The organism is 'Nostoc azollae' 0708, assembly GCF_000196515.1.
GTDB lineage: Bacteria > Cyanobacteriota > Cyanobacteriia > Cyanobacteriales > Nostocaceae > Trichormus_B > Trichormus_B azollae.
The window spans coordinates 2,799,745-2,826,171 of record NC_014248.1 but is presented as its reverse complement, the minus strand read 5'-3'; the positions used below and the strand labels follow the sequence as shown (position 1 = coordinate 2,826,171).

At 38.5% G+C, this 26,427-nt stretch carries 22 protein-coding genes and 2 pseudogenes; 17 read left to right on the top strand and 7 right to left on the bottom strand.

Going from position 1 to position 26,427, the window contains the following annotated elements; genetic code table 11:
- Positions 1-236: 236 nt before the first annotated feature.
- The 4 genes and pseudogenes from AAZO_RS13055 (at position 237) to AAZO_RS13040 (ending at position 5,378) form a co-directional block, all read left to right on the top strand.
- Positions 237-839: pseudogene (locus AAZO_RS13055) on the top strand (Crp/Fnr family transcriptional regulator).
- A gap of 150 nt (positions 840-989) precedes the next feature.
- Entirely contained in the window at positions 990-2,618 is a 1,629-nt protein-coding gene (locus AAZO_RS13050) for an iron uptake porin (RefSeq protein WP_013191621.1), read from the top strand.
- 565 nt (positions 2,619-3,183) lie between these two features.
- Entirely contained in the window at positions 3,184-3,864 is a 681-nt protein-coding gene (locus AAZO_RS13045; RefSeq protein ID WP_013191619.1) for a hypothetical protein, read from the top strand.
- A gap of 272 nt (positions 3,865-4,136) precedes the next feature.
- Positions 4,137-5,378, top strand: a complete 1,242-nt coding sequence (locus AAZO_RS13040) for an S-layer homology domain-containing protein (RefSeq protein ID WP_013191618.1) — start codon at positions 4,137-4,139, stop codon at positions 5,376-5,378.
- 59 nt (positions 5,379-5,437) lie between these two features.
- Here AAZO_RS13040 and AAZO_RS13035 read toward each other — a convergent pair whose 3' ends face one another.
- The gene (locus AAZO_RS13035; RefSeq protein ID WP_013191617.1) at positions 5,438-6,814 is read right to left on the bottom strand and encodes a GAF domain-containing sensor histidine kinase; all 1,377 of its coding nucleotides are present in this window, start codon (positions 6,812-6,814) and stop codon (positions 5,438-5,440) included.
- A gap of 404 nt (positions 6,815-7,218) precedes the next feature.
- Between AAZO_RS13035 and AAZO_RS13030 the strand changes: the two genes are divergently transcribed.
- Positions 7,219-7,536, top strand: a complete 318-nt coding sequence (locus AAZO_RS13030; protein WP_013191616.1) for a DUF3155 domain-containing protein — start codon at positions 7,219-7,221, stop codon at positions 7,534-7,536.
- A 530-nt stretch (positions 7,537-8,066) separates the two neighbouring features.
- Here AAZO_RS13030 and AAZO_RS13025 read toward each other — a convergent pair.
- Positions 8,067-8,597, bottom strand: coding sequence for a cofactor assembly of complex C subunit B (locus tag AAZO_RS13025; RefSeq protein WP_013191615.1), 531 nt, complete (start codon positions 8,595-8,597; stop codon positions 8,067-8,069).
- Positions 8,598-8,722: 125 nt separating this feature from the next.
- Between AAZO_RS13025 and AAZO_RS13020 the strand changes: the two genes are divergently transcribed.
- The 5 genes from AAZO_RS13020 (at position 8,723) to rpsN (ending at position 13,778) form a co-directional block, all read left to right on the top strand.
- Positions 8,723-9,292: a DUF3611 family protein gene (locus AAZO_RS13020; RefSeq protein WP_013191614.1), complete on the top strand. Its 570-nt coding sequence runs from the start codon at positions 8,723-8,725 to the stop codon at positions 9,290-9,292.
- Positions 9,293-9,371: 79 nt separating this feature from the next.
- Entirely contained in the window at positions 9,372-10,652 is a 1,281-nt protein-coding gene (gene serS / locus AAZO_RS13015; RefSeq protein ID WP_013191613.1) for a serine--tRNA ligase, read from the top strand.
- Positions 10,653-11,092: 440 nt separating this feature from the next.
- Positions 11,093-12,181, top strand: coding sequence for an RIP metalloprotease RseP (gene rseP / locus AAZO_RS13010; RefSeq protein ID WP_013191612.1), 1,089 nt, complete (start codon positions 11,093-11,095; stop codon positions 12,179-12,181).
- A gap of 389 nt (positions 12,182-12,570) precedes the next feature.
- The gene (nth, locus tag AAZO_RS13005) at positions 12,571-13,245 is read left to right on the top strand and encodes an endonuclease III (RefSeq protein WP_013191611.1); all 675 of its coding nucleotides are present in this window, start codon (positions 12,571-12,573) and stop codon (positions 13,243-13,245) included.
- 230 nt (positions 13,246-13,475) lie between these two features.
- Positions 13,476-13,778: a 30S ribosomal protein S14 gene (gene rpsN, locus AAZO_RS13000; RefSeq protein ID WP_041640396.1), complete on the top strand. Its 303-nt coding sequence runs from the start codon at positions 13,476-13,478 to the stop codon at positions 13,776-13,778.
- Between the two features lie 78 nt (positions 13,779-13,856).
- Here rpsN and AAZO_RS12995 read toward each other — a convergent pair whose 3' ends face one another.
- A complete protein-coding gene (locus tag AAZO_RS12995; protein ID WP_013191609.1) occupies positions 13,857-14,186 on the bottom strand; it encodes a hypothetical protein in 330 nt (109 codons plus the stop codon).
- Positions 14,187-14,402: 216 nt separating this feature from the next.
- On the opposite strand from AAZO_RS12995, the gene aat reads away from it, so the two are divergent.
- Positions 14,403-14,981, top strand: coding sequence for a leucyl/phenylalanyl-tRNA--protein transferase (gene aat, locus AAZO_RS12990; protein WP_013191608.1), 579 nt, complete (start codon positions 14,403-14,405; stop codon positions 14,979-14,981).
- A 39-nt stretch (positions 14,982-15,020) separates the two neighbouring features.
- Here aat and AAZO_RS12985 read toward each other — a convergent pair whose 3' ends face one another.
- Positions 15,021-15,920, bottom strand: coding sequence for a cell division protein FtsX (locus AAZO_RS12985; RefSeq protein WP_013191607.1), 900 nt, complete (start codon positions 15,918-15,920; stop codon positions 15,021-15,023).
- A gap of 191 nt (positions 15,921-16,111) precedes the next feature.
- Between AAZO_RS12985 and def the strand changes: the two genes are divergently transcribed.
- The 5 genes from def (at position 16,112) to AAZO_RS12955 (ending at position 21,199) form a co-directional block, all read left to right on the top strand.
- Positions 16,112-16,675, top strand: coding sequence for a peptide deformylase (def, locus tag AAZO_RS12975; protein ID WP_013191606.1), 564 nt, complete (start codon positions 16,112-16,114; stop codon positions 16,673-16,675).
- Between the two features lie 12 nt (positions 16,676-16,687).
- Entirely contained in the window at positions 16,688-16,891 is a 204-nt protein-coding gene (locus tag AAZO_RS12970) for a hypothetical protein (RefSeq protein WP_013191605.1), read from the top strand.
- A 425-nt stretch (positions 16,892-17,316) separates the two neighbouring features.
- Positions 17,317-18,123: a PD-(D/E)XK nuclease family protein gene (locus AAZO_RS12965; protein WP_013191604.1), complete on the top strand. Its 807-nt coding sequence runs from the start codon at positions 17,317-17,319 to the stop codon at positions 18,121-18,123.
- A 48-nt stretch (positions 18,124-18,171) separates the two neighbouring features.
- The gene (gene recJ / locus AAZO_RS12960; protein WP_013191603.1) at positions 18,172-20,475 is read left to right on the top strand and encodes a single-stranded-DNA-specific exonuclease RecJ; all 2,304 of its coding nucleotides are present in this window, start codon (positions 18,172-18,174) and stop codon (positions 20,473-20,475) included.
- Positions 20,476-20,782: 307 nt separating this feature from the next.
- Positions 20,783-21,199, top strand: a complete 417-nt coding sequence (locus AAZO_RS12955; RefSeq protein WP_013191602.1) for a zinc-binding metallopeptidase family protein — start codon at positions 20,783-20,785, stop codon at positions 21,197-21,199.
- Here the strand turns inward: AAZO_RS12955 and AAZO_RS12950 are convergent.
- Complete coding sequence (locus tag AAZO_RS12950) at positions 21,147-21,620, bottom strand: hypothetical protein (protein ID WP_013191601.1); 474 nt, start codon at positions 21,618-21,620, stop codon at positions 21,147-21,149. The two genes, AAZO_RS12955 and AAZO_RS12950, sit on opposite strands and share 53 nt — an antisense overlap.
- 269 nt (positions 21,621-21,889) lie before the next feature.
- On the opposite strand from AAZO_RS12950, the gene AAZO_RS12945 reads away from it, so the two are divergent.
- Positions 21,890-23,530: an alpha/beta hydrolase gene (locus tag AAZO_RS12945; RefSeq protein WP_013191600.1), complete on the top strand. Its 1,641-nt coding sequence runs from the start codon at positions 21,890-21,892 to the stop codon at positions 23,528-23,530.
- Between the two features lie 613 nt (positions 23,531-24,143).
- Here AAZO_RS12945 and AAZO_RS30275 read toward each other — a convergent pair.
- A pseudogene (locus AAZO_RS30275) lies at positions 24,144-25,578 on the bottom strand (IS66 family transposase).
- 506 nt (positions 25,579-26,084) lie between these two features.
- Complete coding sequence (locus tag AAZO_RS12920; RefSeq protein ID WP_013191599.1) at positions 26,085-26,366, bottom strand: Npun_R1517 family heterocyst differentiation transcriptional regulator; 282 nt, start codon at positions 26,364-26,366, stop codon at positions 26,085-26,087.
- Positions 26,367-26,427: the final 61 nt, after the last annotated feature.

The following is a 26,427-nucleotide window of genomic DNA, read 5'->3' as shown; positions in this document are numbered from 1 at the left end:
ATCTGCGATAATGTCTTTATTTTTGGAAAGATGGTAAAAATCAGAAAAAATTGTTTGGTAATGAGCAAAACTGAACAACATGATCAATTATGCACTTATGGCTAACCCACATTTATAGATTTTAGTTGAACATTATCATTAATTATAGCAATAGATGCTTTTTACTTATGAATTATCAGCTTACTTATGAAGTATCAGCATAATGACTCTCAATTTCCGACCCATCTAACCAGAAAATGACTTTTTGTACAACCGATACCCTAACATCTACTGCAAATAAACAGTTAACTCAAAATTTATTTACTCATCGGTCAATAATCCCAGTAAAACATGATTTTTTATGGCGTATTGAACGAGGCATAGTTCCTACCTTAACTTGGAATGAAGACGGAACATACATCAGCTTGGGTTATTGGGGTCCAGGAGATATACTTGGCTATCCTTTATCCAAAGTCAACCCCTACCAAATTGAATGCTTGACTAGTGTTGAAGCAATCATTACCCCACCTCAACTCTGGCATGAAGATATAAAGGCATTACTATACCACATCCAACAAGGGCAAGAACTAATAAGCATATTGCATCGAAAGCCTATTTCACTAAAATTGTGGCAATTTCTAGTATAGTTGAGTGAAAAATTTGGTCGGGATTTAGAGCAAGGTAAATTAATTGATTTAAATATTACTCATCAGGATATATCAGATGTGCTAAACACAACTAGAGTTACAGTTACACGAATATTACAGCAATTATTACAGCAATTTGAAGAAGAAGGGAAAATATTGCGTCATAAACGCAGTATTGTGCTGAAATTACCTGGTAAATTAACTATGATTTAGTATCAAATACTAATTTGGGAGTTGTGCTAACCAGCACAAATAATATATAGTGGTTGCAGATAAGTTATATGTAAATCCCCTGGTTACAGATAAGGACTTCGTCATAACTTTTGAATTCGTTGAAGTGTGTGTGAGTGAGAGATTAATAACATGACAAAACTATTTTGGAATGTTCTGAAAGTAAGTCCAGTTATTGCAGCTACTTTTCTGTCTGCTAATAGTGTGATCGCTGCTGAAGTTAACGAAGAACAAGCAAGCACTTTTGCTCAGTTGTCCAAAGAAGCTAACAACATAGGTCAAGTAACATCCGTTTCTCAATTTTCCGACGTGCAACCCACAGACTGGGCGTTCCAAGCTTTGCAGTCTTTGGTTGAGCGTTACCGTTGTATTGCAGGTTATCCCAACGGGACATACCGTGGTAGTCGTGCTATGACTCGGTATGAATTTGCAGCTGGTTTGAATGCCTGCTTAGACCGAGTTAACGAACTGATTGCTACAGCTACCCCTGACCTGGTAAACAAACAAGATTTAGCTACCTTGCAGCGTTTACAAGAAGAATTTTCTGCTGAATTGGCAACTCTGCGCGGTCGTGTAGATGCTCTAGAAGCGCGTACGGCTGAATTAGAAGCTAATCAGTTTTCTACTACCACCAAGCTGAAGGGTGAAGCTATTTTCAGCGTGTCTCAGGCTTTTGGTGGTAAGCAGGCTGATATCACAGATGGTAACGGTGATAATGATGACTTAAACAGCAACGCAACTTTCTCCAATAGGGTAAGATTGAGCTTAGAAAGCAGCTTCATGGGGACAGATACACTGCAAACCCGGTTGGAAGCGAAAAATATTGTCGAGAACGATGCTGTTACAGGAACTAACATGACCCGTCTGGGCTATGACGGTGTTACAACTGCTGGTAATAGCGTCAGAATTGATAAACTAAACTACGCTTTCAATTTTGGTGAAAAAATCCGCGTCAAAATTGATGCTGTAGGTGCTGAGTTGAACGAAAACGTCAACGTCTTCAACCCTGATTTCAGGAGCAGTGCTTCAGGCGCTCTCTCCCGTTATGGAAGGTTCAGCCCCATCTATCGTCAAGCTGGTGATGGTGCAGGTATCACTGTTGATATCAGCCCTAGTGATAAATTTACGTTGAGTGCAGCTTATCTTGCTACAGGTAGAAATGATGCGGCTGATCCATCTGATGGTGAAGGTGTATTCGATGGTAGTAATACAATTTTTGGTCAGTTAGCATTCAAGCCCAATAAAGCTTTTAATATAGGTTTAGCCTACGCTCGGACTTATCAGACTGCTAATGACGTAAACTTATTTGGCAGCACTGGAACCACCCTTGCTAATAATCCTTGCAGTGATGCTAAAACTGAAGCTGACAACTACGGTTTACAATTTACCTTCAATCCCAATGCCAAGATCACATTAGGTGGTTGGGTTGGTTACACCACAGCTAATGTTCTAACTGGTGACACCAGCAGAGATGCAAATATGTTTTACTGGGGTACTACCCTTGGTATTAAAGACTTCGGTAGAGAAGGTAACACCTTGGGTTTAATCTTCGGACAACCACCCAGAATTACTGATAGTACCAAGAATATTAGTAATACAGACAGCAACGCTACTTCCTATCATGCAGAGGCTCTCTACAAGATGAAGATTTCCGACAACATTCTGATTACCCCTGGTTTGTTGGTGATCATCAACCCTGAACACAACGATAGCAACGACACAATTTATGTAGGTACTCTGCGTACGACCTTCAGTTTCTAAATTGAGTGATGAGTTAGTAGGATAGTAGGCGTTTCATCAAACCTACAATATTTAACCCGCCCAATGGCGGGTTGTTGTTTGGAAATTGCTAGCTGTATATTTGCTTTATTTTATAAGGATTCTAAATTTGCTATAGTTCTTGTACAAACTGAAGTCTGGGTAATGGTTCTAATGGAGTAACTACAGGGGAGTAGTGGCAATAACAGATAACTACCGATTCAAAGCCACCTGTAGGTAAATACTGAGGCACCGTTAAAAATTCCTTAGATGCTCAATCTTCTAAGTACCTATAATTTATCCTCTTCAAGTCTTAATGTCACTCTTGGTTTATCTGAAGGCATAGCAGTTAGTTTATGTTACTTACAGCCATTATCGCTCTAAGTCATGGAATGACTTACCAATAGTTACCTGTGGACAAATGCATCACCTGACATCTAACCTGACATCTAAAATATAGATAGCATGATATCTACTATGCAAGTCAACTGATAACTGAAGAAACTATCCGAGTAAAGCCACGTCATCACATCTATCACACATCATTGGAAATAATTGGAAATATCCTATGAGTAGTCTTATTCGTTGGAAATCAAGCACTGCTGCACTGATAGCAATGGCTATTACTACCGGTGCAGTTACTCCTTTATTTGCCTTTGCTCCTGCTCAGGCACAATTCAATATTAATCAACCCCGAACAGTTACTATTCCGGCAAATGTGACTTTGCCTGTTACATATGAGAAAGAGAAGGTAATTGTTAATCCTGGAGAAAGATTGCCCCTAACTCTGAGAATAGCTAATGATATTATCGACAGTAACAGAAATGTTTTGATTCCTGCCAGAACTGAAGTGGTAGGAGAATTAGAACCAGTCAGTATAAACAGTGGTTACTACAATGAAAATAAAAGAGGTGTACGCTTTGTAGCACGAGAATTAATCTTTGCTTCTGGAAAACGGCAACAAATTTATGCTAATTCTAGAACTATTAGTGAAACCCAAAGAATTTCCAAGGGAACTGATACTAGAAAGGTATTAACAGATGCTGCCATTGGTGCTGGTGCTGCTAGTGTAATTTCACTACTGACAGGTAATAAGAAAATTGAAGTTTTAGAACCAGTTGGTGGTGCTGCTGCCGGTGCTTTAGCTAGTGTGCTGTTGCGGAAAAAACAAGTTGATGTTTTTGTCCTCCGACCAGAAGATGATTTAGATATCATACTTCAGTCAAATTTGGTACTTTCTCGTAACTAGACTTAACTTAATTTAAGTTGTGACTTTAATTACCAATATATTTTGTCAGATCCCATGCTTCTTCCAGAAGTCGGGGATCTCTCTTTTGAGAAGGAGGGTATCTACTGCTATATTATTAACACTAAATTCATCTTGAACAGTGAGAGATAAACTACAGTTAAAACTATTGGCAAATTATAAACAACACAGGAACTGTTTAATGTCAAAATTGTCTAGGTAGTTAACAAAGTAGTTAACAAAAAGAACAAATAATTTTTACAGGAGTAAAATCAATGTTTACTTTAAATCCCTTGCAATCCAAAATAGCCTTATTCATGGCTGTGAGTATCACGGTAGGTACTGTAGCACCTTTGATGACTGTTGCACCTTCTTTTGCTCAAACCAGTTTTTCTGATGTTTCATCTAACTACTGGGCATCACAATTTATACAACAGTTATCACAACGGGGTGTAATTGCAGGATTTCCAGATGGTACATTCCGTGCAGAAGAGCCTGTGACACGGGCACAATTTGCTGCCATGATTAATAAAGCTTTTAGCAAGTCTGCACAGCGGCAGCCAATCAATTTTAACGATGTACCCAGTAATTATTGGGCATATAGCGCCATTAGACAAGCTTATACCATCGGTTTCTTATCTGGATATCCGGGCAATACTTTCAAACCTAATCAAGCTATTCCCCGTGAACAGGTTTTAGTTTCCCTGGCTAACGGTTTGGACTATGTTGCTACCAGTAATGTGGAATATACTTTACAGTACTACAACGATTCTGCTAGTATCTCTGGCTATGCTCGCAGTCCGATCGCAGCAGCAACTGATAGAAAAATTGTTGTTAACTATCCTAATGTTAAGTTTCTCAATCCTGGTGTGACTGCTACTAGGGCGCAGGTAGCAGCTTTTATTTATCAAGCATTGGTTAGTTCTAATCAAGCTTCTGCGATTAATTCACCTTATATTGTTTCTCTAGTTACGCCACCACCACCACCCATATCTGTAACCATTCCTCAAGGAACTATTATTCCTGTGAAGTATGAAAAGGCTGGCAAAATCCTCGTTACCAAAGATGAAACTGCACCTTTAACTCTAACAACATCACAAAATGTCATTACCCAAGATGGTACAGTAGTTATTCCTGCTGGTAGTGAGATAATAGGTGAACTTAGACCTGGTCAAGGTGGTTCTCAATTTATTGCTCAAAAATTAATTTTGACGACAGGAAAAGAATATAATCTTGTTGCTAGTTCTGATGTGATCACCAAAACTGAAACTGTTAAAAAAGGAATTAGCACCAGTTCAATTATCAAAAATACTGTATTGGGTGCAGGTGCAGCAGCAGCAGTATCTGCGGTGACAGGCGATCGCGCTATTGCCACAGAAGAAGTCCTTGGAGGTGCTGGTATTGGGGCGCTAATTGGTATTTTATTTGGTAGAAATAGCGTTGATTTAATTGCCATTGAACCTAATACAGATTTAGAAATGACAATTAATCAAAACTTAGTAGTTTCTCTACAATAGTGACTGGGTCGTGGGGACTGGGAACTGGGGAAGATGAGAGGGATGGGGAAGTAATTTTCCTAATGCCCAATGCGTAATGAGTAATTTTTAACTTCAGGTAACCAAATAATAAATGTAGTTCCTGGATGCTGAACTGAAGAGATGTTTGAGTTAAATGCAGGACTAAAGACTTCTATTTCTCCGTGCATTTGTGCTATTAGTTGTTTAGCGATCGCAATTCCTAAACCGGTACCAGGAATTTCTGTTTGTGCCTGGACACCACGGTAACGTCTTTCACCCAAATGCTGTAAATCTTCTGCTGGAATACCGGGTCCATTATCATTAATAGCTATGCCTTGAAAATTAGCTTTCTTTTGTCCTGCTTGAATCCAAATTGATCCACCAGCAGGTGTATATTTCAGAGCATTATCAATAATATTACTTAAAACTTCTCTTAATGCTTTGATATTAGCTTTTACTAACGGTAAATTTTCAGGGATATCAGCTATCAATTCCAGATTTCGCTCTTGGGCAATTGCTTGAGCCGATATTAATAATGGTAATAATAAATCTGTTAAGTAGCAATCAGTAACATCTTCTCCTGTTCCCGGCAATAATAGCGGTGGCTTGGCATCTTTCTCCACAGATGCTTCAACAACAACCTTAGATTCTGGGAGAGGGATAGCTGTTAAATCTGAACTGGTTAGATCAATGACTTGATCAAACTGTTGCAGCAATTCTTGGAGGCGATCGCTCTCTCGTACAATACTAGTAGCCACATCTCGATTCTGGTCTGCTGGTCGCAGTCGCTTAAACAGCAATTTACCAAAAGTGCGTATTGCCGTTAAAGGGTTGCGAAACTGGTGCAATAGATTATCTAATAAATCCCGTTGTTCTTCTTGCAGAACTTGCTGTTGATGCAACTGCTGTTGCAACCATGCCCGACGCTGATCTAAAATACAGGCGATCGCCAAAATTTTGGCGATCGCCTGTATTTCATTTTCTTCCCTTTCATTCCAAGCTCGATCATCCCTTCCTATCACCAACAACCCCATCATCATCCCTTCATAAATCAAAGGTGAGACAATTTGATTACCAGTAAAAATATCCTCACTTTCTAGATGGGGTTGTGCTGTATTTGTACTTCCAGATTTCTCTGACGACTCAGAAGCAGCAGATCCTGCTGTCAACAACTTTCCCCCTTGATTTGGTAATGCTAAAACATGACCAAATTGTGTTTGTTGATTGACCATCACCTGATTTAGCTGATCCCCCTGCCTTAATACTGCTGTTTCTGGGTAAACTAACACAGGAATAAATTGTGCCTCACCTCTAGGTGTATCTACGAAATCTTGTGTTAAATATACAACAATCAAAGACGCTCCCAGTCCTTGGGTTAATAGCGAAATTTGCTCTCGACACAGAGCAATAAAATCAGAACTGGCAGACATTAACATTTTTTAACTCTTGCTCAGGATGATGGACTACCAGGAAAAAATACAAAAGATGCTAAGTTTTTTACTCACTTATTTATAAAGCTTAACTATATTTTCTCACTAATGCTTTATTCTGGGGAATGATATTGACCAATTCCAGAAAAACCAAAATCACTATCCAGTTAAAAAACTTGCACAAACCTGATCAAACAAGCTTATTTCTCCTAAATCCTGTAGAGGTTAAGCAATACGCAATCCCTGATAACTACTAATTTGAAGCCTCCAGCCTCCTGCATCCTGCCTCCTGAATTTTCTTGTATCAAAACATTAAAAACCATTGATTTTTTAAACTATAACTTATATAATTACGACGGGTTTTGTAGCTATGACTACAATCTTATAGCTTGAAAGAGGAGGACAATAGGTTGGCAAGGAGACGTAAACGGAAAAGTCGTCGTCGCCAAGAAGGACGACGCATCCTAGAACACGTGCCTCAGTACAGCATCGAAAGTGGCGAAGATAAACCGGTGACAGCAGCGAGAAAATTCATTCAAGCTGAAGGTATCTTGCCTCCTGCCTTGCTACTTGTAAAACGGAATGAACACACCACAGACCGTTATTTCTGGGCTGAAAAAGGTCTGTTTGGCGCTCAATACGTAGAAGAAAATCATTTCTTGTTCCCCAGCCTAAGAGTCCTGGAAGCTCCTGCTGGTCAAGAATTAGTGACTGTGGCTAGTCGTTAATATCTAAAATGATCTCTTACGCATTGAATGTGACTTCTTACTTCTGACTCTCACATTAATTAACTGGCGAAATTGATCAGTTTATGCAAAAATTCAATTTTTTTTAAGTTTGTAGCTGAACTGCCAGTAGAGATTATCCAAATTAGAACATCAACTCCTTTGCAGCCTACGGTTGCAGGAGTTGATATCTAGTGTGCTGATACATCTGGTAATAGCAACAAAATCAAGCATATAAAAATGCGTCTTACTTTGAATATCCTGATTTCTATTGCCAAAAATATATGTCAGCGGATTTAAATTTGTGCCAAAACCAAAATAGTCTGCAAAACGTCCTGCCGATTTGTTTTAGATACTCATAAACAACTCATAAAGCCAATACACAACCATCCTGAATATCACACTTCATGTGGTGAGTTGTGGTTCATCATACTGTTCTTTAGCCTTTACCCAAAAAGCATAAATTTGGTGATGCCTAAATGCTGTAATACTTCCGATGAAGCAAATAGCAAGATGGGACTAGCAAGCAAAGTTCAATCAACCGTCTTTAACTGTAAAGCCCTCTGTAACTCAGCAAGTTCATCTCGATGAGCAATAACAGTGATTTTACTTGAGGAGAGTTGTTCGTTTTGGATTGCTTCCATTTTTAGTGACACCTTCTCAAGTCTTCCAGCTTTTTGCCAATAAAATATACCACTTAATGGTGATAACAGCACTAAAGCCAGCAAATACGGACTCTGGCTAGAAAAAAGCTGGGATAAAACTAGAGATAGACAAGTAAGGCCAACAGCCGCTAAAAAAGTCAAGAATACAGCTAAGAACCAGCTAGGTCGGACAAATCCTTCAAAAGATACTTGATTCTTATCTTTATCAACAGATATGACTCGGTAAGACCGTGAGCGAAAATACTCCTTCAGTTGGGTCATCAAAGCAGCTTCATCTTGCTCAGATACCAATTGCGCTTTTTCTATGCGGTCTTTAGTCGAAGCACGGATAAAGAAAAACAGCCCAACCGATAACAACAAAGTTAGCAGGAAAGTAGATGGAACAATAGCAGTATCCATAATTAATTGTTAATGTTTCACTGGATCGGATGTATTCATTATCAATTATTCTGGAATTTACGGACAACAAACAAAAACCTGCAAATGGAAGTTCTCTGGAATTTTTAATTAATCCCCAATCCCTTATGTCACAAAACTCCGAAACACCATCCTCTAATCTTCGGGTAATTGCCCAAAATTTCCGCTTGGCAGGTTGGATTAGTTTCTGGATTCAACTTGTACTAGGTGTTATTTCTGGGATAATAGTCTTATTATTTGCCATCTTCAGTCAAAGATCAGGAAGTCCAAATAACAATCCTGGAACAGGATTTGGTGTATTTCTGGCCATTTGCGGACTAGTTGTTTTAGGTGCGGGCATTTACTTAGCCTACCGTTATACCAGAATTGGCAAACAACTAGATTCCTCAAATCCTACCAATCGCCCCCGCAAATTGGAAACCTTGCAGGTATTAAGATTGGGATTATGGGTGAATTTAGCAGGAATACTCGTGACACTTTTGGGAGCGCAAGCGATAGTTGGTACACTGGTAGCTAGGTCAATATCTCCACAAGCTGTAACAACCCAACTCTTTGACCCCACTCGGATTATTAGTGGTTTAGATATGCTAGTAGTCCAGGCAAACATAAATACTGTATCAGCGCATTTCTCAGGGCTTGTAGCTTCGCTATTCCTGTTAAATCGCATTACTAAGTAATAGGCATTGGGTATTGGGCATTGGTAAAATGATTAGCTGTTTCCTGTTCCCTTTTCCTTTAACAATTGACAACTGACAAATGCTAGATATTAAACAAATTAGAGAAAATCCCCAACTCGTACAATACAAGTTGAACAGTCGTAGTGGTAAATACGATATTCAGTCTATATTAGATTTGAGTCAGAAACAACGGGAACTAGAAGCAAAACGTAATGAACTGCAAGCCCGTAGTAATGAAATTGGTAAACTGGTAGGACAAAAGGTAAAATCTGGTGTTAATCCTCAAGACCCAGAAATCCAACCTTTAAAGGAAGAAGGAAACGCCCTCAAAATCACATTAAGCGAATTAGAACCCCAGGAAAAAGAATTAAAAGCGCAAATTCAAGAATTACTCTTAGCGCTGCCTAACCTTCCTAGTGATTCTACCCCCATGGGTGCAAGTGAAGAAGATAACCCAGAAGTGAGAAGATGGGGAGATCAATATAAACGGGAAAATCCGAATATTTTACCTCATTGGGAAATCGGCGAAAAATTGGGAATTTTGAACTTTGAAAGAGCAGTAAAAATTGCCCAAAGTCGGTTTGTGAGTCTTATTGGTACTGGTGCAGCATTAGAAAGAGCATTAATTCAGTTTATGCTCAGTAAACATATTCAAGCTGGGTATATAGAAGTTAGTCCACCGTTGTTAGTAAATACAGATTCTTTAACCGGAACAGGACAATTACCGAAGTTTGCAGAAGAAAGTTTTAAATGTGCAGATGATGAATTGTGGTTAATACCAACTGCGGAAGTTCCTGTGACTAACTTTTATCGAGGAGAAATTATCAACGCGGAAGAATTACCAATTTATCACTGTGCATATACTCCTTGTTTTCGTCGGGAAGCGGGAAGTTATGGACGTGATATGCGGGGTTTAATTCGTTTGCACCAATTCAATAAAGTTGAGTTGGTGAAATTAGTAAAACCGGAAAATTCTTTTGATGAATTGGAAAAATTAGTAGAAAGTGCAGAGTCAATTTTACAGGCTTTAAAATTGCCTTATCGGGTGATTAATTTGTGTACTGCTGATGTAGGTTTTGGGGCAACAAAGACTTATGATTTAGAGGTTTGGTTGCCTTATTCTAGTAAGTATCGAGAGATTTCTAGTTGTTCTAATTGCGGTGATTTTCAAGCAAGAAGGGCGGATATCCGCTTTAAGGAAGCTGGTAAAAAAGGAACGCAGTTTGTGCATACTTTGAATGGTTCTGGTTTGGCCGTAGGAAGGACTATGGCGGCGATTTTGGAGAATTATCAGCAACCAGATGGGACGATTCAAGTACCGGAGGTGTTGCAGGTTTATTTGGGTAGGGAGGTTTTGTAACTGGAATTTTAGAAAATTAATTTTAAGTAGTTTGAATTAAAGATTAAGATGTAGTGCTGGCATCTTACCTGTGAGTAAGACGCTTGCACTATAGTTAGTATACATGAACTAATAGATCTACCTAGTTACTTACATTCGTGATATATGAAGATCAGAAAACTAAGAATTAAAAATTTACGTGGCTTGAGTCATATTGAATCTGGGTTCGATAAACCCACTAACATTTTTATTGACATTACCTGTGATGTTTACCCTACTTTTGCAAGCTTGCTTATAAACTCACAGACCCCTCATTTTTTGGCTTAAAGTCTGGAAATTGGCGAAAATCGATTGGCTGTTTTCGTACTTGGTTGCGACAAACAACAGCAGATTTCGTTTCTACGTCCTTTCCCAAACTACAATAAGAATATATATCCTAAATATTTTGATTAAATTGCTCTATGTCAGTTTTAGCAGCGATCACAGTCTTGGCTACTTTGATATTGGTACACGAGTTAGGACATTTTATAGCAGCACGTTCCCAAGGCATTTACGCTAACCGCTTTTCCTTGGGTTTTGGTCCAATCCTGTTGAAGTACCAAGGATCACAAACAGAATATACCATCCGTGCTTTCCCTTTGGGTGGCTTTGTTGGCTTTCCCGATGACGATCCAGAGAGCAACATTCCCCCCAACGACCCCAATCTGCTGCGGAATCGTCCTATTTTAGATCGAGTGATCGTCATTAGCGCCGGAGTGATAGCTAACTTAATATTTGCCTATTTGGTGTTAGTTCTACAATTAGGTATCGTTGGTATTCCGCAAGAATTTAAATATCAACAAGGTGTAATTGTCAAACCTGTTAACGAACAATCTATCGCTTACCAAGCAGGTATTCGAGAAGGTGATATTATCCTGAGTGTCAATGATCACGAACTCGTTGCTGGAAACAGTTCTACTTTGTTACTGACTAAAGAAATTCAAACTCATCCCAATCAGCAAATTGACCTGAAAATTCAACGCCAAAACCAAGCAATACCCTTGAAATTAACTCCTAAACAGGGTGCTGATGGTAAAGGTTTGGTCGGGATTGAACTGGGACCTAATGGTGGAGCAGTTTATCGTCATACCCACAATCCTGTGGAAATTTTCACCGTTGCCGCTAAGAGATTTCAACAATTAGTTGTTGGAACGATCAAAGGATTTGGACAGCTAGTAACTAACTTTCAAGCAACAGCTAGTCAGGTTTCTGGACCAGTTAATATTGTCAAAATAGGGGCTAAACTAGCTGCTGATAATAGTGCTAATTTGTTGTCCTTTGCGGCAATTATCAGTATTAACTTGGCGATTATAAATATTTTACCTCTTCCTGCTTTGGATGGTGGACAACTGGCTTTTCTCCTCATTGAAGGTTTACTTGGTAAGCCCTTACCAGCAAAAATTCAAGAAGGTGTAATGCAAACTGGTTTAGTGCTACTCTTAGGATTAGGTATTTTCTTGATTGTCAAAGAAACTACTCAATTAGAATGGGTACAAAATCTGTTGCAGTAAGTTTAGAGCAGGTGACAGGTGACAGGTGAAAAAGTGAAAAGTCTTTTATTGATATCCTAACTACCTTTGCTCTTAACTATAATCGAATGTAAGTATTCAGCTAATGCCTAACAGCACGCTACGCGTTAACATTCACGTAGTGTGTCGTAGACATAGTTCCTCTGAAAGAGGCACAACCATCAGCAGTCAGCTGTTTCAGGCTAACGCCAAAAATACCTGTTTGATAGTTAACCAATTTCTCAAACATTATGACTTCTGACTACTGAGTCCTTACAGTTGAATTTTAGATTTTGCATTTTAGATTGAACATGAAAAAAATCGAAATCCTCAATCTAAAAATATTGTTAGTAAATAAATCCCAAATAGTGAATTTCAACATCGAAAATTGATTGACTCGTAAATTATTAACTAAAAAACAACGGGCTTTAGAAATCCTTTCCCGTCTCCACCATCTTTATCCTGATGCAACTTGTTCTTTAAATTATTCAACTCCTGTACAATTATTAGTGGCGACAATTCTTTCTGCTCAATGTACAGATGAGCGTGTAAATAAGGTGACACCAGCTTTATTTAGGCGTTTTCCTGATGCGGAAGGTTTAGCAAATGCGGATATATTAGAATTAGAAGAATTAGTTCGTTCTACAGGTTTTTATCGCAATAAAGCTAAGAACATTAAAGCCGCTTGTCGGATGATTGTGACTGATTTTAATTCCGTTGTTCCTAATGAAATGCCAGAATTATTAAAAGTTCCAGGAGTTGCTAGAAAAACTGCAAATGTGGTTTTAGCTCATGCTTATGGTATTAATGCAGGTGTGACTGTAGATACTCACGTTAAGCGATTGAGTCAGCGTTTGGGGTTAACGAAAAATACAGAACCGATTGGTATTGAAAAAGATTTAATGAAATTGTTACCCCAAGCAGATTGGGAAAATTGGTCTATTCGTTTAATTTATCATGGTCGGGCTGTATGTAAAGCCCGTTCTCCAGGTTGTGATGTTTGTAAATTGGCTGATTTGTGTAATATGAAGTTGTTTCACGCAGAGATACAAAGAGGCAAAGAGTAAGGCCGTCATTTAACTGCACGTCCCACCACCGGGAGTCTTACCCACCTTTAAGGTCTCTGTGGCTACACCCATTTTACTATCAAGCCGTCCTAGAAGGACGGGGTTTCAGACCCAGGAGTTTTGATGAAAATTCATCGTCATAGATGAATATAAAAAGTAATCACTAATGACTAATGACCACTAGCCATAGTACAATAGAAAACCCTGCCTTTTAGTACATTAGTGATTTTATGGCAAAGAAGAGCATGATTGAGCGCGAGAAGAAACGCGCTAAGTTGGTGGAAAAGTATGCTGCAAAGCGGGAAGCCCTGTTAGAAGATTTCAGACAAGCAGAATCTCCCCTGGATAAGCTGGAAATCCACCGCAAAATTCAACAACTACCCCGCAACAGTGCGCCTACTCGTAAGCAAAACCGTTGCTGGTTAACTGGTCGTCCTAGAGGAGTATACCGTGACTTTGGACTATCTCGGAACGTTCTCCGGGAATGGGCGCACCAAGGTTTATTACCTGGCGTTGTTAAGTCTAGCTGGTAATCAGTGAACAGTAATCAGTGAACAGTAATCAGTAAATAGGCTGATAACTGATGACTGATCACTGATCACTGAAAAGTATTATTGACCACAACACCGATCAATTCCCAGGCTTTCTAAGAGTAGATCGCTAACGGCGTTGGCGATCGCAAACTCTCCATAAAAACTTTTAGAAAAATCAAATGCTTGCATCTCTATGACAATGGCAATTACCAAAGATCCTAAGTCATTTTCTCCTTCCATCCTCTGTCGCATAAAAATCTGCGCTGCACGTTGAGCAATTTTTTGATTCACTATTTCGGGAATAAATTCTGTATCCAGCCACAGTAGTAGGCGTTTTTGCAACCATTCACCTTCTAACAGAGGATTTTCAGAGGGAGGTAGAGTAATCGGTGGAATTGGCTGAGTCATGTTTGTATATATTAAATAGATTTTGTTTACCAAGGGTAATCTCATACCATTTTGAATTTTGGATTTTGGATTTTGGATTGTAACAGTCTTGCTGCACAAGCCTTTGGTCTTTCCATCTATCACAATCATTTTTCAACTTGGTATTCAGAAGGACGCAGGAAGGCCGATAACAGCCAAATGTGTTACTTTGGGGGTTTTTTCATGATTTTCTAAACTATGCAATATGATGTCGCCGCTATTATTCGAGGTTATGCACAAGGTTATTTTCTCATGGCTGATGAGAGCGCTCGCCTGGGATGGTATGGAAGTAAAGAACATACTTTAATTCCCTTAGATGATAGATTTCGCTACCCCAAGTCCCTCCAGCGTGTCCTCAACCAAGAAAAATTTACAGTAGCAATTAACCGTGATTTCTTCGGTGTGGTTGCTGGGTGTGCTAACCGTGAAACAACTTGGATTTCCCCGGAATTAAAAAAGATTTACTGGTTACTTTACCAGACTGGTTATGCTTATAGTTTTGAAACTTGGCAAGGTAATAAACTTGCAGGGGGAATTTTAGGAATTGTCATTGGTGGTGCTTTTATTGGTGAATCAATGTTTTACAACATTCCTGAAGGTTCTAAGGTGGCGATGGTAAAACTAGTAGAAAGGCTGCGTCAAAAAAAATTTATACTGTTTGATGCACAAATGATGAATCCCCATCTAGCTAGATTTGGTGCTTATCCCGTCAGTAATCAAGAATATGAAAAATTACTCCAACAGGCTTTACAGCATCCCTATTCTCTAGAAGAATAAGGGTTTAGGGGTGTAGAGAAAACAATTACGAATTACGAATTACCTAGCGAATTTACGAACAGCGAATAAGCTACCCATTAATCCTACTACTGCACCAAATCCTAAGAGAATTAGAGGCAGCAATAAAGTTTGGTAGGCAGTGAGTTGTAAACCCTTGCTAATAAATTGGAGAAAATCGGGTTGGTTAGCTAGTAAGCGGTTAAGGAATTGTTGAGTTAGAGAAGTGAAACTCCAAGAGATCGCAGCACCAACCAAACCAAAGGAAATTCCTTGTAAAATAAATGGTAGGTAAATCCAAGCAGAAGTTGCTCCCACCAGTTGCATCATTTCAATTTCCCGACGACGTGCCATGACAATCAAGCGAATAGTTGTCGTTGTCACTGCGATCGCAGTTGAAGTCAAAATAATGGTAATGGTTAAAGTAACCCAACTTAAACCCCTATGCAACTGAGCAATACGTTTTACCGCTTCATCTATATACTGCACCACATCCACACCTTCCAATTTAGCTAACCGCGTCGCTAAATTAGGCACAACTTGCGGATTCAAGGCTTTTACCTTCATCTCATCCACCAGAGGATTACCCCCTAGTTGTTGGTTAGCACCTTCAATATCAGTCAAACCCAGTTCTTTAACCAACTTTGTCCAAGCTTGTTCTTTAGTAATTACTTCAACAGAAGCTACTTCCGGCATATTTGCTACCAATGGTTCAATATTGACAGCTTGAATACCCGATTCCAGATAAACAGATAATTGCAACTGACTACCGAACTGCTTGAGGAGTCCTTCTACTTGCCAAGAAGTTTGCAGACTTAATCCAACCAAAAATAATAACACCGTCACCGTACTGACAGCAGCCCAATTCATCCACCCTCCCCGCAACAACCCCAGGAAAGTTTCTTTCAGCAAGTAGTCTAATTTAGTCAGAAATTTCAACATTGAAAATTTAAAATAGTAATTGGTAATTGGTAATTGGTAATTGGTAATTGGTAATTGGTAATTGGTAATTGGTAATTGGGCATTAGGAAAATTACTTCCCCATTTCCCTGATATTCCCCAGTCCTTAGTCCCCTACCAACTGAGGTTAGAATTAAATTTAGTAAGACATTCACTATTAAGCCACGAGAATCATGCCCTCTGATATTGCTGTAGAAAAGAAAAAATTAAAAAATCCACCTTTGAGGCTTCATTATTTGGGCGATCGCGTCCTGCGTCAACCCGCAAAGCGCGTTACCAAAATAGATGATGAACTTCGCCAATTGGTGCGGGAAATGCTGCAAACTATGTACAGTGAGGATGGCATCGGTTTGGCTGCACCCCAAGTTGGAATTAATAAACAACTTATTGTCATCGACTGCGAACCAGACAAACCAGAAGCACCTGCACTGGTATTAATCAACCCCGTCATTAAACAGGTTAGCAGTGAGCTTTGTGTTGCTGAAGAAGGTTGTTTAAGCATCCCTAAAGTCTATTTGGATGTCAAACGACCCCAAGTAGTAGAAATCGCCTATAAAGATGAATATGGTCGTCCTAAGACATTAAAAGCTGGCGACTTACTCGGAAGATGTATTTTACATGAAATGGATCACCTCAACGGTGTGCTATTTGTAGACCGTGTAGAAAATTCCTTAAGTTTGGCACAGGAGCTATCTAAAAATGGCTTCTCGTATCAAGCAGTGAAACCAGTAGCATAGGTGATCTAGAGCGTGTATTTAACTCCAAAAAGCGGTTTATTCTTAGGCAGTTCTTGTGTAACAGCGATCGCTGCTGTCGGTTCAGTATTTGAACTGAGTTCTGGACAACCAGATTTAGGTGTCCAAACCACTGCCATTATCCTAGCCTTGAGCATTCCCCTCACCGTATTATTTTTTATTGTTGCAGTCAGGGATGCACGGGCTAACATGAAATAAGCATCAGGTACATAAAAAAGGTAAAAGGATGAAAGAAACTTGAAAAATTCAACCTTTTGCCTTTTATTTTTTGGTACTTGGTAATTGCTACATATAGCAGGGAAGAGGTGATAGCGTGAAAAGTCTTTTGGTATCTAGGTTTTATCATTACATTGATGTCCTAACCGTCTTGTCCGTTGCTATAACTGGAAAATTTCGCAAAAATAAATTTTGATAATTTCCCCATCATAGAGGATTGCGTTTTTTATTTTTTACTGGTAGGATGACCATGCAAGGGTTATATAATTGACCATTACTTACTTTACAAACAAATAGCTTTTTTTTACAATCAATTATAGCATAGATAGTATTATGGTACCGCGCCTGCCCAAAAAAGTCAATAACCCATGCAAAAAAAATGACGCAGCGGGAAGAAGAAATCAAAAGTGTTACCAACATATACCCATCTACTCCGACTTTCTCAAGGACATTTAAACTTACTTACAGCTTGTCCACGTAAATTCCAGCACACCTACTTAGAACAACTCACCACACCCACAGATCCCCAACAGGAAGAATATCAGACTTTAGGTAGTCGATTTCACTTGCTCATGCAGCAGCAAGAAATGGGTTTACCAATTAATAGTTTTCTCCAAACAGATGCTCAACTGCAAAAATGGGTGACATCTTTTGCTAAAGTTGCACCAGAAATATTAGCACCTAACACTGATGAAGAAACTTTCCGTGAAAGTGAACACTATCGCACTTTGCAAATTCAAGATTACTTACTCACAGTTATCTATGATTTGTTAATTACAGATAACCAGAAAGCACAAGTTCTGGATTGGAAAACCTATCCCCAACCCCCAAATAAAGGCATTTTAGCAAAAAGTTGGCAAACACGGCTTTATATGTATGTTCTAGTAGAAACTAGCAATTATTTACCAGGAAACATATCTATGATTTACTGGTTTGTCCAAGCTAAGGGCAAAACTAAAAGCATTCGATTTAATTACAATATCCAAGAACACCAAAAAACAGAACAGGACCTAAATTACATACTTGTTAGTTTAAATAAATGGTTAGAAGGATATCAAAAAAATCAACCCTTCCCCCAAATACCAGCAGTTAAAAAATATTGTGAATCTTGTCAATATGCTTTTCGTTGTTACTCTCAATCAAGTAATTCAGTAGAAATAAATTCAAATTTATTACCCAATATTGATAATATCCCAGAAATTTCATTTTCATAAAATATCAAAATATGTCTTATTTTTAATTCTTCACTTTTAAATAGTTCAATGCAGTGGATTTTAGCAGAAACAGAACAACCGCCTAAGTCGTTTATCGAAGCGGTGAAACAGTACACACCTCTATCAAGTGGAATTTTTGCTGCTCAATTACTTTGGCAACGGGGAATCAAAGATACAGAAGAACTAGCAACATTTGTTAATTTTCAAGCTTATCAACCAGCAAGCCTGTTTGAACTTGAGACAGAGATGAATTTAGCAACGCAACGCTTAAAAAACGCTGGTGAAGCTAATGAGAAAGTTGCTATTTGGGGAGATTTTGACGCTGATGGGATTACCTCTACTGCTGTTTTATGGGACGGTTTAGGACAATTTTTTATTCAACATCAACAGTTAATTTATTACATACCTAATCGTTTAACTGAATCTCACGGACTTAATTTAGCAGGAATTGACAACTTAGCTAAACAAGGTTGTAGATTAATTGTTACTTGTGACACAGGAAGCACAAATATAGATGAGATTATTTATGCACAACAATTAGGAATAGATGTCATCGTTACAGACCATCATACCTTACCGTCCGAACGTCCACCAGTTGTTGCAATTATCAACCCGCGTTATTTACCAAAAGAACATCCATTATTTCATCTTTCTGGAGTAGCGGTAGCTTATAAATTAGTGGAAGCACTATATAAAACTTTGCCAGATGTACCGGAAAATCCCTTAACTGATTTATTAGATTTAGTAGCGGTAGGTTTAATTGCCGATTTGGTACAATTGAGTGGTGATTGTCGCTATTTGGCACAGTTGGGGATTCAACAACTCCAAGGAGATTATAAAAAACCAGTTGCAGAACGCAGACGCCCAGGAGTAGGGAAATTATTAGAATTATGCCAAAAAAGTGGTGATCGCCCCACAGATATTTCTTTTGGTTTGGGACCACGTATTAATGCCGTTAGTCGTATACATGGTGACGCTAGATTTTGCGTAGAATTATTAACAAGTCAAGATATTAAACGTTGTCATCAACTCGCAGAAGAAACAGAATTAGCTAACACTCGTCGCAAGTCATTACAAAAAGATGTCCAAAATCAAGTCTTACAAAAAGTCTCTCAATTAGATTTATCAACTACCAGCGTCATCGTTCTAGAAGATCCACAATGGGCTGTAGGTGTGTTAGGTTTAGTCGCTGGACAGGTAGCACAAGAAACAGGCCGTCCGACGATTTTATTAAGTACAGAAAGTGGAGAATCTGAACCAATTTTTGCACGAGGTTCTGCGCGTTCTATTAATTCTGTTGATTTATATCAGTTAGTTAAAGAACAAGCACATTTATTACATCGTTTTGGTGGACATCCTTTTGCAGCAGGTTTGAGTTTGTTGGTTGAAAATATTCCTTTGTTTACAGATGCAATTAATCAAAAATTACGGCAATCTTTACGAGGAATTGACCTTACACCCACAGTACAAGCAGATGTGGTGGTGACAGTTGCAGATTTGGGTAAAAACTTATTTTTAGAACTCAAAATTTTAGAACCTTGTGGAATGGGAAACCCAATTCCCAAACTATTAATTAAAAATTGTTGGTTTGAAAATTCTTGGCATCGTAATCAACAGGACTTACATGGCAAAAAAATCCAGTACATAAAAACTGAGTTTGATATTCGGGATGATTCTAGTAAAAACTCTTTTCCTGGGATTTGGTGGGGACATTATAAAGAAGAATTGCCTATGGGTAGATGTGATTGTATCGCAGAAATAGACTATAACAGCTTTAAAAAAGGCTATGAAATTAGATTAATTGCTGTGCGTTCCTCTGTAGAATCAGAAGTCAAAAATCAGAATTCAGCATTGATTTTAGATTGGCGAAATCAGCAATTATCAGAAGTAAATAAGAAAAACGAAATATTGCTTATTGAATCTTGTCCTAAGAGTTGGGATGATTTAAGGGCATGGTTAAGAAGGTCGATTTATAATCAACAACAACTAGCCTTAGCTTGGTCAAAACCCCAAAAACCAAAGCCCAAAGAAATTTGGCTGATGCTGGTGGGAATTGCTAAATACTTGCAGCGTACAAATGAACAAGTTACGCGCGTGCAGCTTTTAAATAAATTGGGTATCAGCGACTTGAGTTTATATTTAGGATTTAAGGCTTTAAAATATCTAGGTTTTATAGTTCACAGTCAAGACCATTATTTACAAATGACTTGGAATTCTGTGATGAGTAACGAAACTAAGGCTGATAATGCGATTAATCGATTTTTAGTCGCAGTACAAGAAGAAACATTTCAACAAGAATATTTTACCACAGTTCCCATATCTATTATTCAAGCGCTCGCTTGTAATCAGTAAGTGACCAAAAAAAAGGAATCTATCTAAAGATAAGTAAATACGGAGATAAAAACTTGTATCTATTTTACAAAATAAAGTGCGGAATGTGGCTTAAAAACTATCGTTTTGAATTTACTGTGAATGTAGTTTATTCATGCTGCTTATTGAAGTGCGGAATGTGGGATATTAAATCTTACTTGCATGATAAATTGAGCAAGCTGAAACAGGAAGTTAATGAATCTATTCCATCTGTAACTTCACGCTAACTAAACTGTGAATCCTAGAATGTTTGCGTTATGTTGGAGTCGGAAAGTCAGGGGAAATGATCATGAAAAAATGGCTTTGGCTAATATTGTTAATGTTGGTTACAACAATAGCCTTGATGGGGAGCACTAGTTTTTTCCCACATCCTGAAACTTTACCTATCGTTGAAACTACTCCTAAACAACAGCCTCAACCACAACCTCAAAATAAAAATACTAATACTCTATTAGTTTCTGCTGATAGACTTTTGGCACACATTCGAAAGTTGAATTTTCAACGATATACACCAAAAGAACGATCGCATAGAGCTAGGTATATCACAAATGAATTACAAAAATCCGGCTGGAAACCTCAAATCGAAAAATTACCCACTGGAGTAAATATTTTTGCCCAAAAACAGGGAAAAGACAAAGGCGCTGGTGCAATTCTCATTGCTGCCCATTATGATACTGTTGATTTATCTCCCGGTGCAGACTACTAGGAAATGTCAAAGTCCAGTTTTTTGGATTATTAAGCTGAGAATAAAGACCTTGAAAAATCATTTTTACAGCAATGCGACTTCTGATAAAATGCTTGATTAAATGCGTTCCCGGTTCAGCAAAAACATCATCATAACTTTGGCTATATCCAAAAGGACGAGAACAGTATTTACGATTATCTGGAATTGTTAGCATAAAAAAATTGGGTTCTTTATATTCATCAGGAACTCTAAATATTCCATATACATGATGTTCACCCTGCCAAGGTTTAACAACTACTTGGGTAGCTTGTATTTGGGAATTTTGTTTTTTTAAACTTAGTAAATTCACAAGACTGCAATTAGAATCATTCACAGGCCACAAAATAATAACAATTAGTAACGAAAACAGAAAAATTAAACCATAAATAATGGTACGGCGCATATCAAAATCCTATCTGATTTATGAAAATGGATTCAGATCCCCAAATTCTTCAACAACTTGGTGATCTATCTCCTGAGTGTTTGATGTTTAATTACAGCAGATTGTCAGTAAAGGAGGTACAAAATTTAAAAATAAAGTCATACTCCAAGAGACTTTCAACCCTGTTACCTGTTTCCTGTACCTTCTTCCCTGTTGTATGTTCACCTACTTATCGTAGTCAAAGACACCAAAACCAGCTACAATCCCCTAAGTTGAAGTGCAGTTTAAAGATGTTTACAGAAAAAAGCCGGAAGAATCTGAAGATAGTTGCAGGTGTACTGAGTACCATTGCAGTTACAAATTTTTTGGGAGCAAATACTTCCGCACAAGCGGCAGAGAAACTGGTTGTGCGCTATGGTGCTTTAGAAGAATCAGCTTCCCTTCCAGATTTAAAAAAAGCTGCGGAGACTGGAGAATTACCCGCTAGTTTAGGAACTTACACCAAAAGATTAACTGAACAACAACGCAACTTCCTGGTGCGCGGTTTAAAAATCAGAGTACCAGTGAATGTTGTCACCCTCAATCGCTTACTCAATACTCAACTTGGTAACACCATTCTCAATGACATCTCCAAAGCTTTAGTCCGCGAAGATAAAGCCGGAGTTCAAGCACTCAGAGGAGGTTTAATTTTAGGTGCTAATTCATCCCAAGGTCTATCTGTACTCAGTTTTATTGCTGCTTACCCCAGCCAAAACCTAGAAATTAACGTACCACAAGCTTTAACAGTGGCGAGAAGTTTAAATATGGCTTTTTGGCGGACTCAGCAGTTTATGCTGGCTATGACTCCCCGAATAGACCCTAGCAAAATAAAACTTGCTTATTCCCTAGACCCTACACAACCGGGAAGCAGCCAGGTACAAATATTAAACGTAAATTTAAATGATGAAAAGCGCCAACGTAAAATCCCCCTCGACATTTACTGGTCAAATTCTGCCAATACCGAAAAACCAGTAATTGTCCTTTCTCATGGTTTTGGCTTAGTTCGCACAGATTTACGCTATTTAGCAGAACATCTCGCATCTCATGGTTATGTAGTCGCAGCCCCAGAACATCCTGGTAGTAATCTGAAAGCTAACAAAGGTATAAATTCCTTAAATCCCCAGGAATTTTTAGCCCGTCCCCAAGATATTAGTTTTGTTATTGATGAATTAGAAAAACTTAACAAAATCACTGATAATCCATTACAAGGAAAATTGGCCACTAATAATGTCATGGTTGTTGGTTTTTCTTTTGGTGGTACTACAGCTTTAGCATTAGCCGGTGGTGAGTTCCAAATTGCCAATCTTAAACAAAGCTGTGAGCAAAAAGCAGCTAAATTAACTTTGGTAGAGGGTTTTTTATGTGTAGCTAAAAAATTACCAGAGAATAGCTACCAATTCCGAGATGAGAGAATAAAACAAATAGTAGCCTTAAATCCTGCAACTTCTTTATTATTTGGCGACACCGGTTTAACAAAGGTAAAAGTACCGACTCTAGTTTTGACTGGTTCAGCTGATGACATCACTCCAGCTTTCAGCGAACAAATTATCAGTTTTGCAAAAATTCCCTCTCCTAAATGGTTGGTAGCTGCGGTTGGTGGTACTCATCTCAGTGTGGTAGATCCTAGCGTTACTTCTGATTCACAAGAAAAAACAAACCCATCCATTTCCAGTCGGGAAGTAGTGGGTAAGCAAGCGGCTGATGTTCGCAAATATGTCAAGGCTGTTACTTTAGCAATGGCAGCACAGTCAACTGCAGAAGCGAGTAAATATGCTGTTTTTCTGACCCCTGATTATGCTCAAATAGCTTCAACTCCTGTTTTCCCATTTCGTCTACTTACCGAAGTTCCACCCACTGCATTGGGTTTGATCCCAGGGTTGATGAAAAATTGATTAAAAAATAAAAAGGCTTGGTTTCTCTTCCAAGCCCAGACTTCACTCAGGGTAAAATATAGCTTACTTTATAAATATTCAGCAATTTTCACATCCTCCTTAAGGATGAATCTACAACCTAGCAAGCCAGTATGAATGAGATTTATAACTTTGCATAAGAGGACTTTCCTTCAGTGCTGAAGAAATTTTGCTTTCTGAAAGCTAATATCATTTTTTATGTTGAAATTGAGATTTTGAACTAAAAATCCCTTTCTGGGTTTTTTTCTGAGATTTTAACCGATTTTTTTGCACAAAAAAAGTATAAAAAAGGCTTGGTGTTTTGCCAAACCTTACATCACAGAAGTGAAAGACTCTGGCAAATTTTATAATTCCTTATCTTCGTAATTCATCCACCCTAATAAATATTTATCCTGGTATTGCTGACAATAACATTGATTTATCCAGGTTTTCCGTTTGTTCAGGAAACTCTAACTAACCTAAGTTCGATGTAAATATAGCAACCATTAAAAATAGATGAGAAATGTACTTTATAAGCTAGTACACTATGGCGGAAATAAACCACCCATTCCAAATTCCTGACAAGCTATGCTGTTTTTAATGTAAGGACTCAGGTCTAAGGTAGAGGGATTAAAGAAGGTGTATGGAAAGCAGAGTGAACCATGGCTTTCATAGGTTGGTCAAAACACTCAATTAGAGAAAGTGCTTGACGGCGACAAGTTTGTATAACGGTCAATAAATTGGCAGTATGTTGGAATAGCTCCAGAGAAAGAGAACCACCACAGACTTTTCGTTGTGTCAGTGCTAAACCTAACCTTGGTTCAGCTAAATTATGATCAAGGTCTATTGCCTAAGGAAGGTAAGACTTTACCAGGTTCTCCTGGGGCTTTATCAATGAATGAATGGAAGATTCAACCTTTGGTTGAAACTAGGATGGGCAAGTCAAGAATTCATGAAGGTTTTGGGTTTGTTGGAATAAAGGGTAGTTTTTAAAACCATCTATGAGGTCGATGAATTTTGTGCCAATTTCTTGGTGATTGAAGCCAGAAATCTTGATTAGTGTCTTGAAGTGACGGGGTAGGGTAGATGTGCCTGACATTTCTGTTGAGCTGTGACCGCATAATCGTTATAGGCAGTAAAGTCATCAGAACTGATTACACCAGAGTAACTTGAACCCACAATGGATTCTAATTCGCCAGGACAAGGAGTATCAGGCCCATGAAATCAGGGGAAGTCACTATTGGCAAAAATCCATAACGATTGTTTCACCCCTTTGACTACCCAGGGTGTTTCATCCCCAAGGATATGAGGCTGGGTTTGTTTTATCCACTGTTTGAGGCTATGAATACTTTGAGCTACTGGACCATCTATTCCTTCATTGGTACCTACTAGTGTTCCCACTCCAATTTCTATTTGACCCAGTTCCCACAACAAGAAGTATTCTTTTTCATAGGGTCAATGGCCCTAGTTATTGATCCATCCCAAAAAAGCTTGTCCTGTGATTCCTATATCTTGTCCCGGTACTATCTCTGGTGACCAGTGTGCCCTTTCTGTTTCCCCACACACACTGCAAATCCACGTATATCTTTCATATTCTACTATTTGGATTGGCCTGTGCACCAACTCCCCGACTTGTTGTGTTTCCACTTTTATTGGTTCGCCAAAGAATTGCCTCTGACCTCACCATCTACACACTTGCTGTCCCACTATCTCAAATATATTCTATCTACTCCACCAAAGACCTTTCTCCTTTTTCCCCTATGCCCTGGTTGTCCTCCTGATTTCCGTTTTCGTGTCTGGTTCTCTTCTGGTTTCTCTTCTTGTTTGTTCTCGGTTTCTTTGAGGATGTCTCCCGACGGTGGTTTGGATCATGTTATGGTCTCTAAATGTCTACTGACTTTGAGTTTCTCTATTTCTTTTTCCAGTTCTACTACTTTATTTGTTAGGTTATCTATACTTTTCCCCTGGTGAATAATGATTTCTACCAGTTGCTCTGTTCCTAGCTGCTTCAATATGTCTCTGTCTAGTTTTGGTCCCAGCTTCTTTTCCATAACTGCTATATTCTGCCTCACCTATCACACTTGTCAATACCCCACCACCTGAATCCTTATTTTTAATGTTTAATGTTTAATGTTTAATTTTTAATTTTTAATTAATCTTGCAATCTCTAATGTTTTGAGATATTGAATACAATAATTGGTAAAATCCACCTGGTTTAGTTTGGTAGCAAACTAAACTACGTGGGTTCTGGTAATAGAAACAAAACCCTAAAAGTTTTAAATTCCCCTGAGTATAAATTTCAAACAACCCTAACCCATATTTAATAGGAAGAGATGAATGGATTGAGTAGACTCTAGATAATTGGTAGTGCAAGAGGTAGATAATAATGTAGATGCTTACTTGAACTTCGGTTTAGGTGATATTTTCACCTGTAGTTCGAGAGTCCGATTATACAGGTTAAGTTATGATCAGAGCAAATGGTTAGGCGCAAATGTAAATAAATTAGTTATTTGATGCCCGAAACAGAATTTGCTACTACTCAAAGCCACTCCCTTAATTATTGGCTGTTATCAGTAAAGTTCCGTAAGCGCATCAGCTGTCGTCTCATTTGAGGAGAGGCTTTGAACTCAGAAACCTCCTGTGCTTTCACAGATGCTTGCAATGTTTCCAAAAAGTCATCAGATCCTTCAGTTAGTGCATCTAGTAGCACCTGTAATAGTTGTTCGCGATCGCCTAATAGACTCTTTTCCTCAATCAAACGGAATTTAAGATGAATTTCGCACTCATAAACACCCACTTCGAGATTATTGATTTGCCGCGGTAATGCTTTGGAGTTCATAGTCTTGAGGATTCCTTTACTTGGTGTTCATGCCGATGAGAAGCCAGATATCTAGAAAAAA

Coding starts and splice junctions, on each gene's coding strand:
- AAZO_RS13050 (WP_013191621.1), top strand. CDS start 990: ATGACAAAACTATTTTGGAATGTTCTGAAAGTAAGTCCAGTTATTGCA.
- AAZO_RS12985 (WP_013191607.1), bottom strand. CDS start 15,920: ATGTTGAAATTTCTGACTAAATTAGACTACTTGCTGAAAGAAACTTTC.
- AAZO_RS13020 (WP_013191614.1), top strand. CDS start 8,723: ATGTCACAAAACTCCGAAACACCATCCTCTAATCTTCGGGTAATTGCC.
- recJ (WP_013191603.1), top strand. CDS start 18,172: ATGCAGTGGATTTTAGCAGAAACAGAACAACCGCCTAAGTCGTTTATC.
- AAZO_RS13035 (WP_013191617.1), bottom strand. CDS start 6,814: ATGTTAATGTCTGCCAGTTCTGATTTTATTGCTCTGTGTCGAGAGCAA.
- def (WP_013191606.1), top strand. CDS start 16,112: ATGCCCTCTGATATTGCTGTAGAAAAGAAAAAATTAAAAAATCCACCT.
- AAZO_RS12950 (WP_013191601.1), bottom strand. CDS start 21,620: ATGCGCCGTACCATTATTTATGGTTTAATTTTTCTGTTTTCGTTACTA.
- AAZO_RS12920 (WP_013191599.1), bottom strand. CDS start 26,366: ATGAACTCCAAAGCATTACCGCGGCAAATCAATAATCTCGAAGTGGGT.
- rseP (WP_013191612.1), top strand. CDS start 11,093: ATGTCAGTTTTAGCAGCGATCACAGTCTTGGCTACTTTGATATTGGTA.
- AAZO_RS12955 (WP_013191602.1), top strand. CDS start 20,783: ATGAAAAAATGGCTTTGGCTAATATTGTTAATGTTGGTTACAACAATA.
- AAZO_RS12945 (WP_013191600.1), top strand. CDS start 21,890: ATGTTTACAGAAAAAAGCCGGAAGAATCTGAAGATAGTTGCAGGTGTA.
- rpsN (WP_041640396.1), top strand. CDS start 13,476: ATGGCAAAGAAGAGCATGATTGAGCGCGAGAAGAAACGCGCTAAGTTG.
- AAZO_RS12995 (WP_013191609.1), bottom strand. CDS start 14,186: ATGACTCAGCCAATTCCACCGATTACTCTACCTCCCTCTGAAAATCCT.
- serS (WP_013191613.1), top strand. CDS start 9,372: ATGCTAGATATTAAACAAATTAGAGAAAATCCCCAACTCGTACAATAC.
- aat (WP_013191608.1), top strand. CDS start 14,403: ATGCAATATGATGTCGCCGCTATTATTCGAGGTTATGCACAAGGTTAT.
- AAZO_RS13040 (WP_013191618.1), top strand. CDS start 4,137: ATGTTTACTTTAAATCCCTTGCAATCCAAAATAGCCTTATTCATGGCT.
- AAZO_RS13045 (WP_013191619.1), top strand. CDS start 3,184: ATGAGTAGTCTTATTCGTTGGAAATCAAGCACTGCTGCACTGATAGCA.
- AAZO_RS13025 (WP_013191615.1), bottom strand. CDS start 8,597: ATGGATACTGCTATTGTTCCATCTACTTTCCTGCTAACTTTGTTGTTA.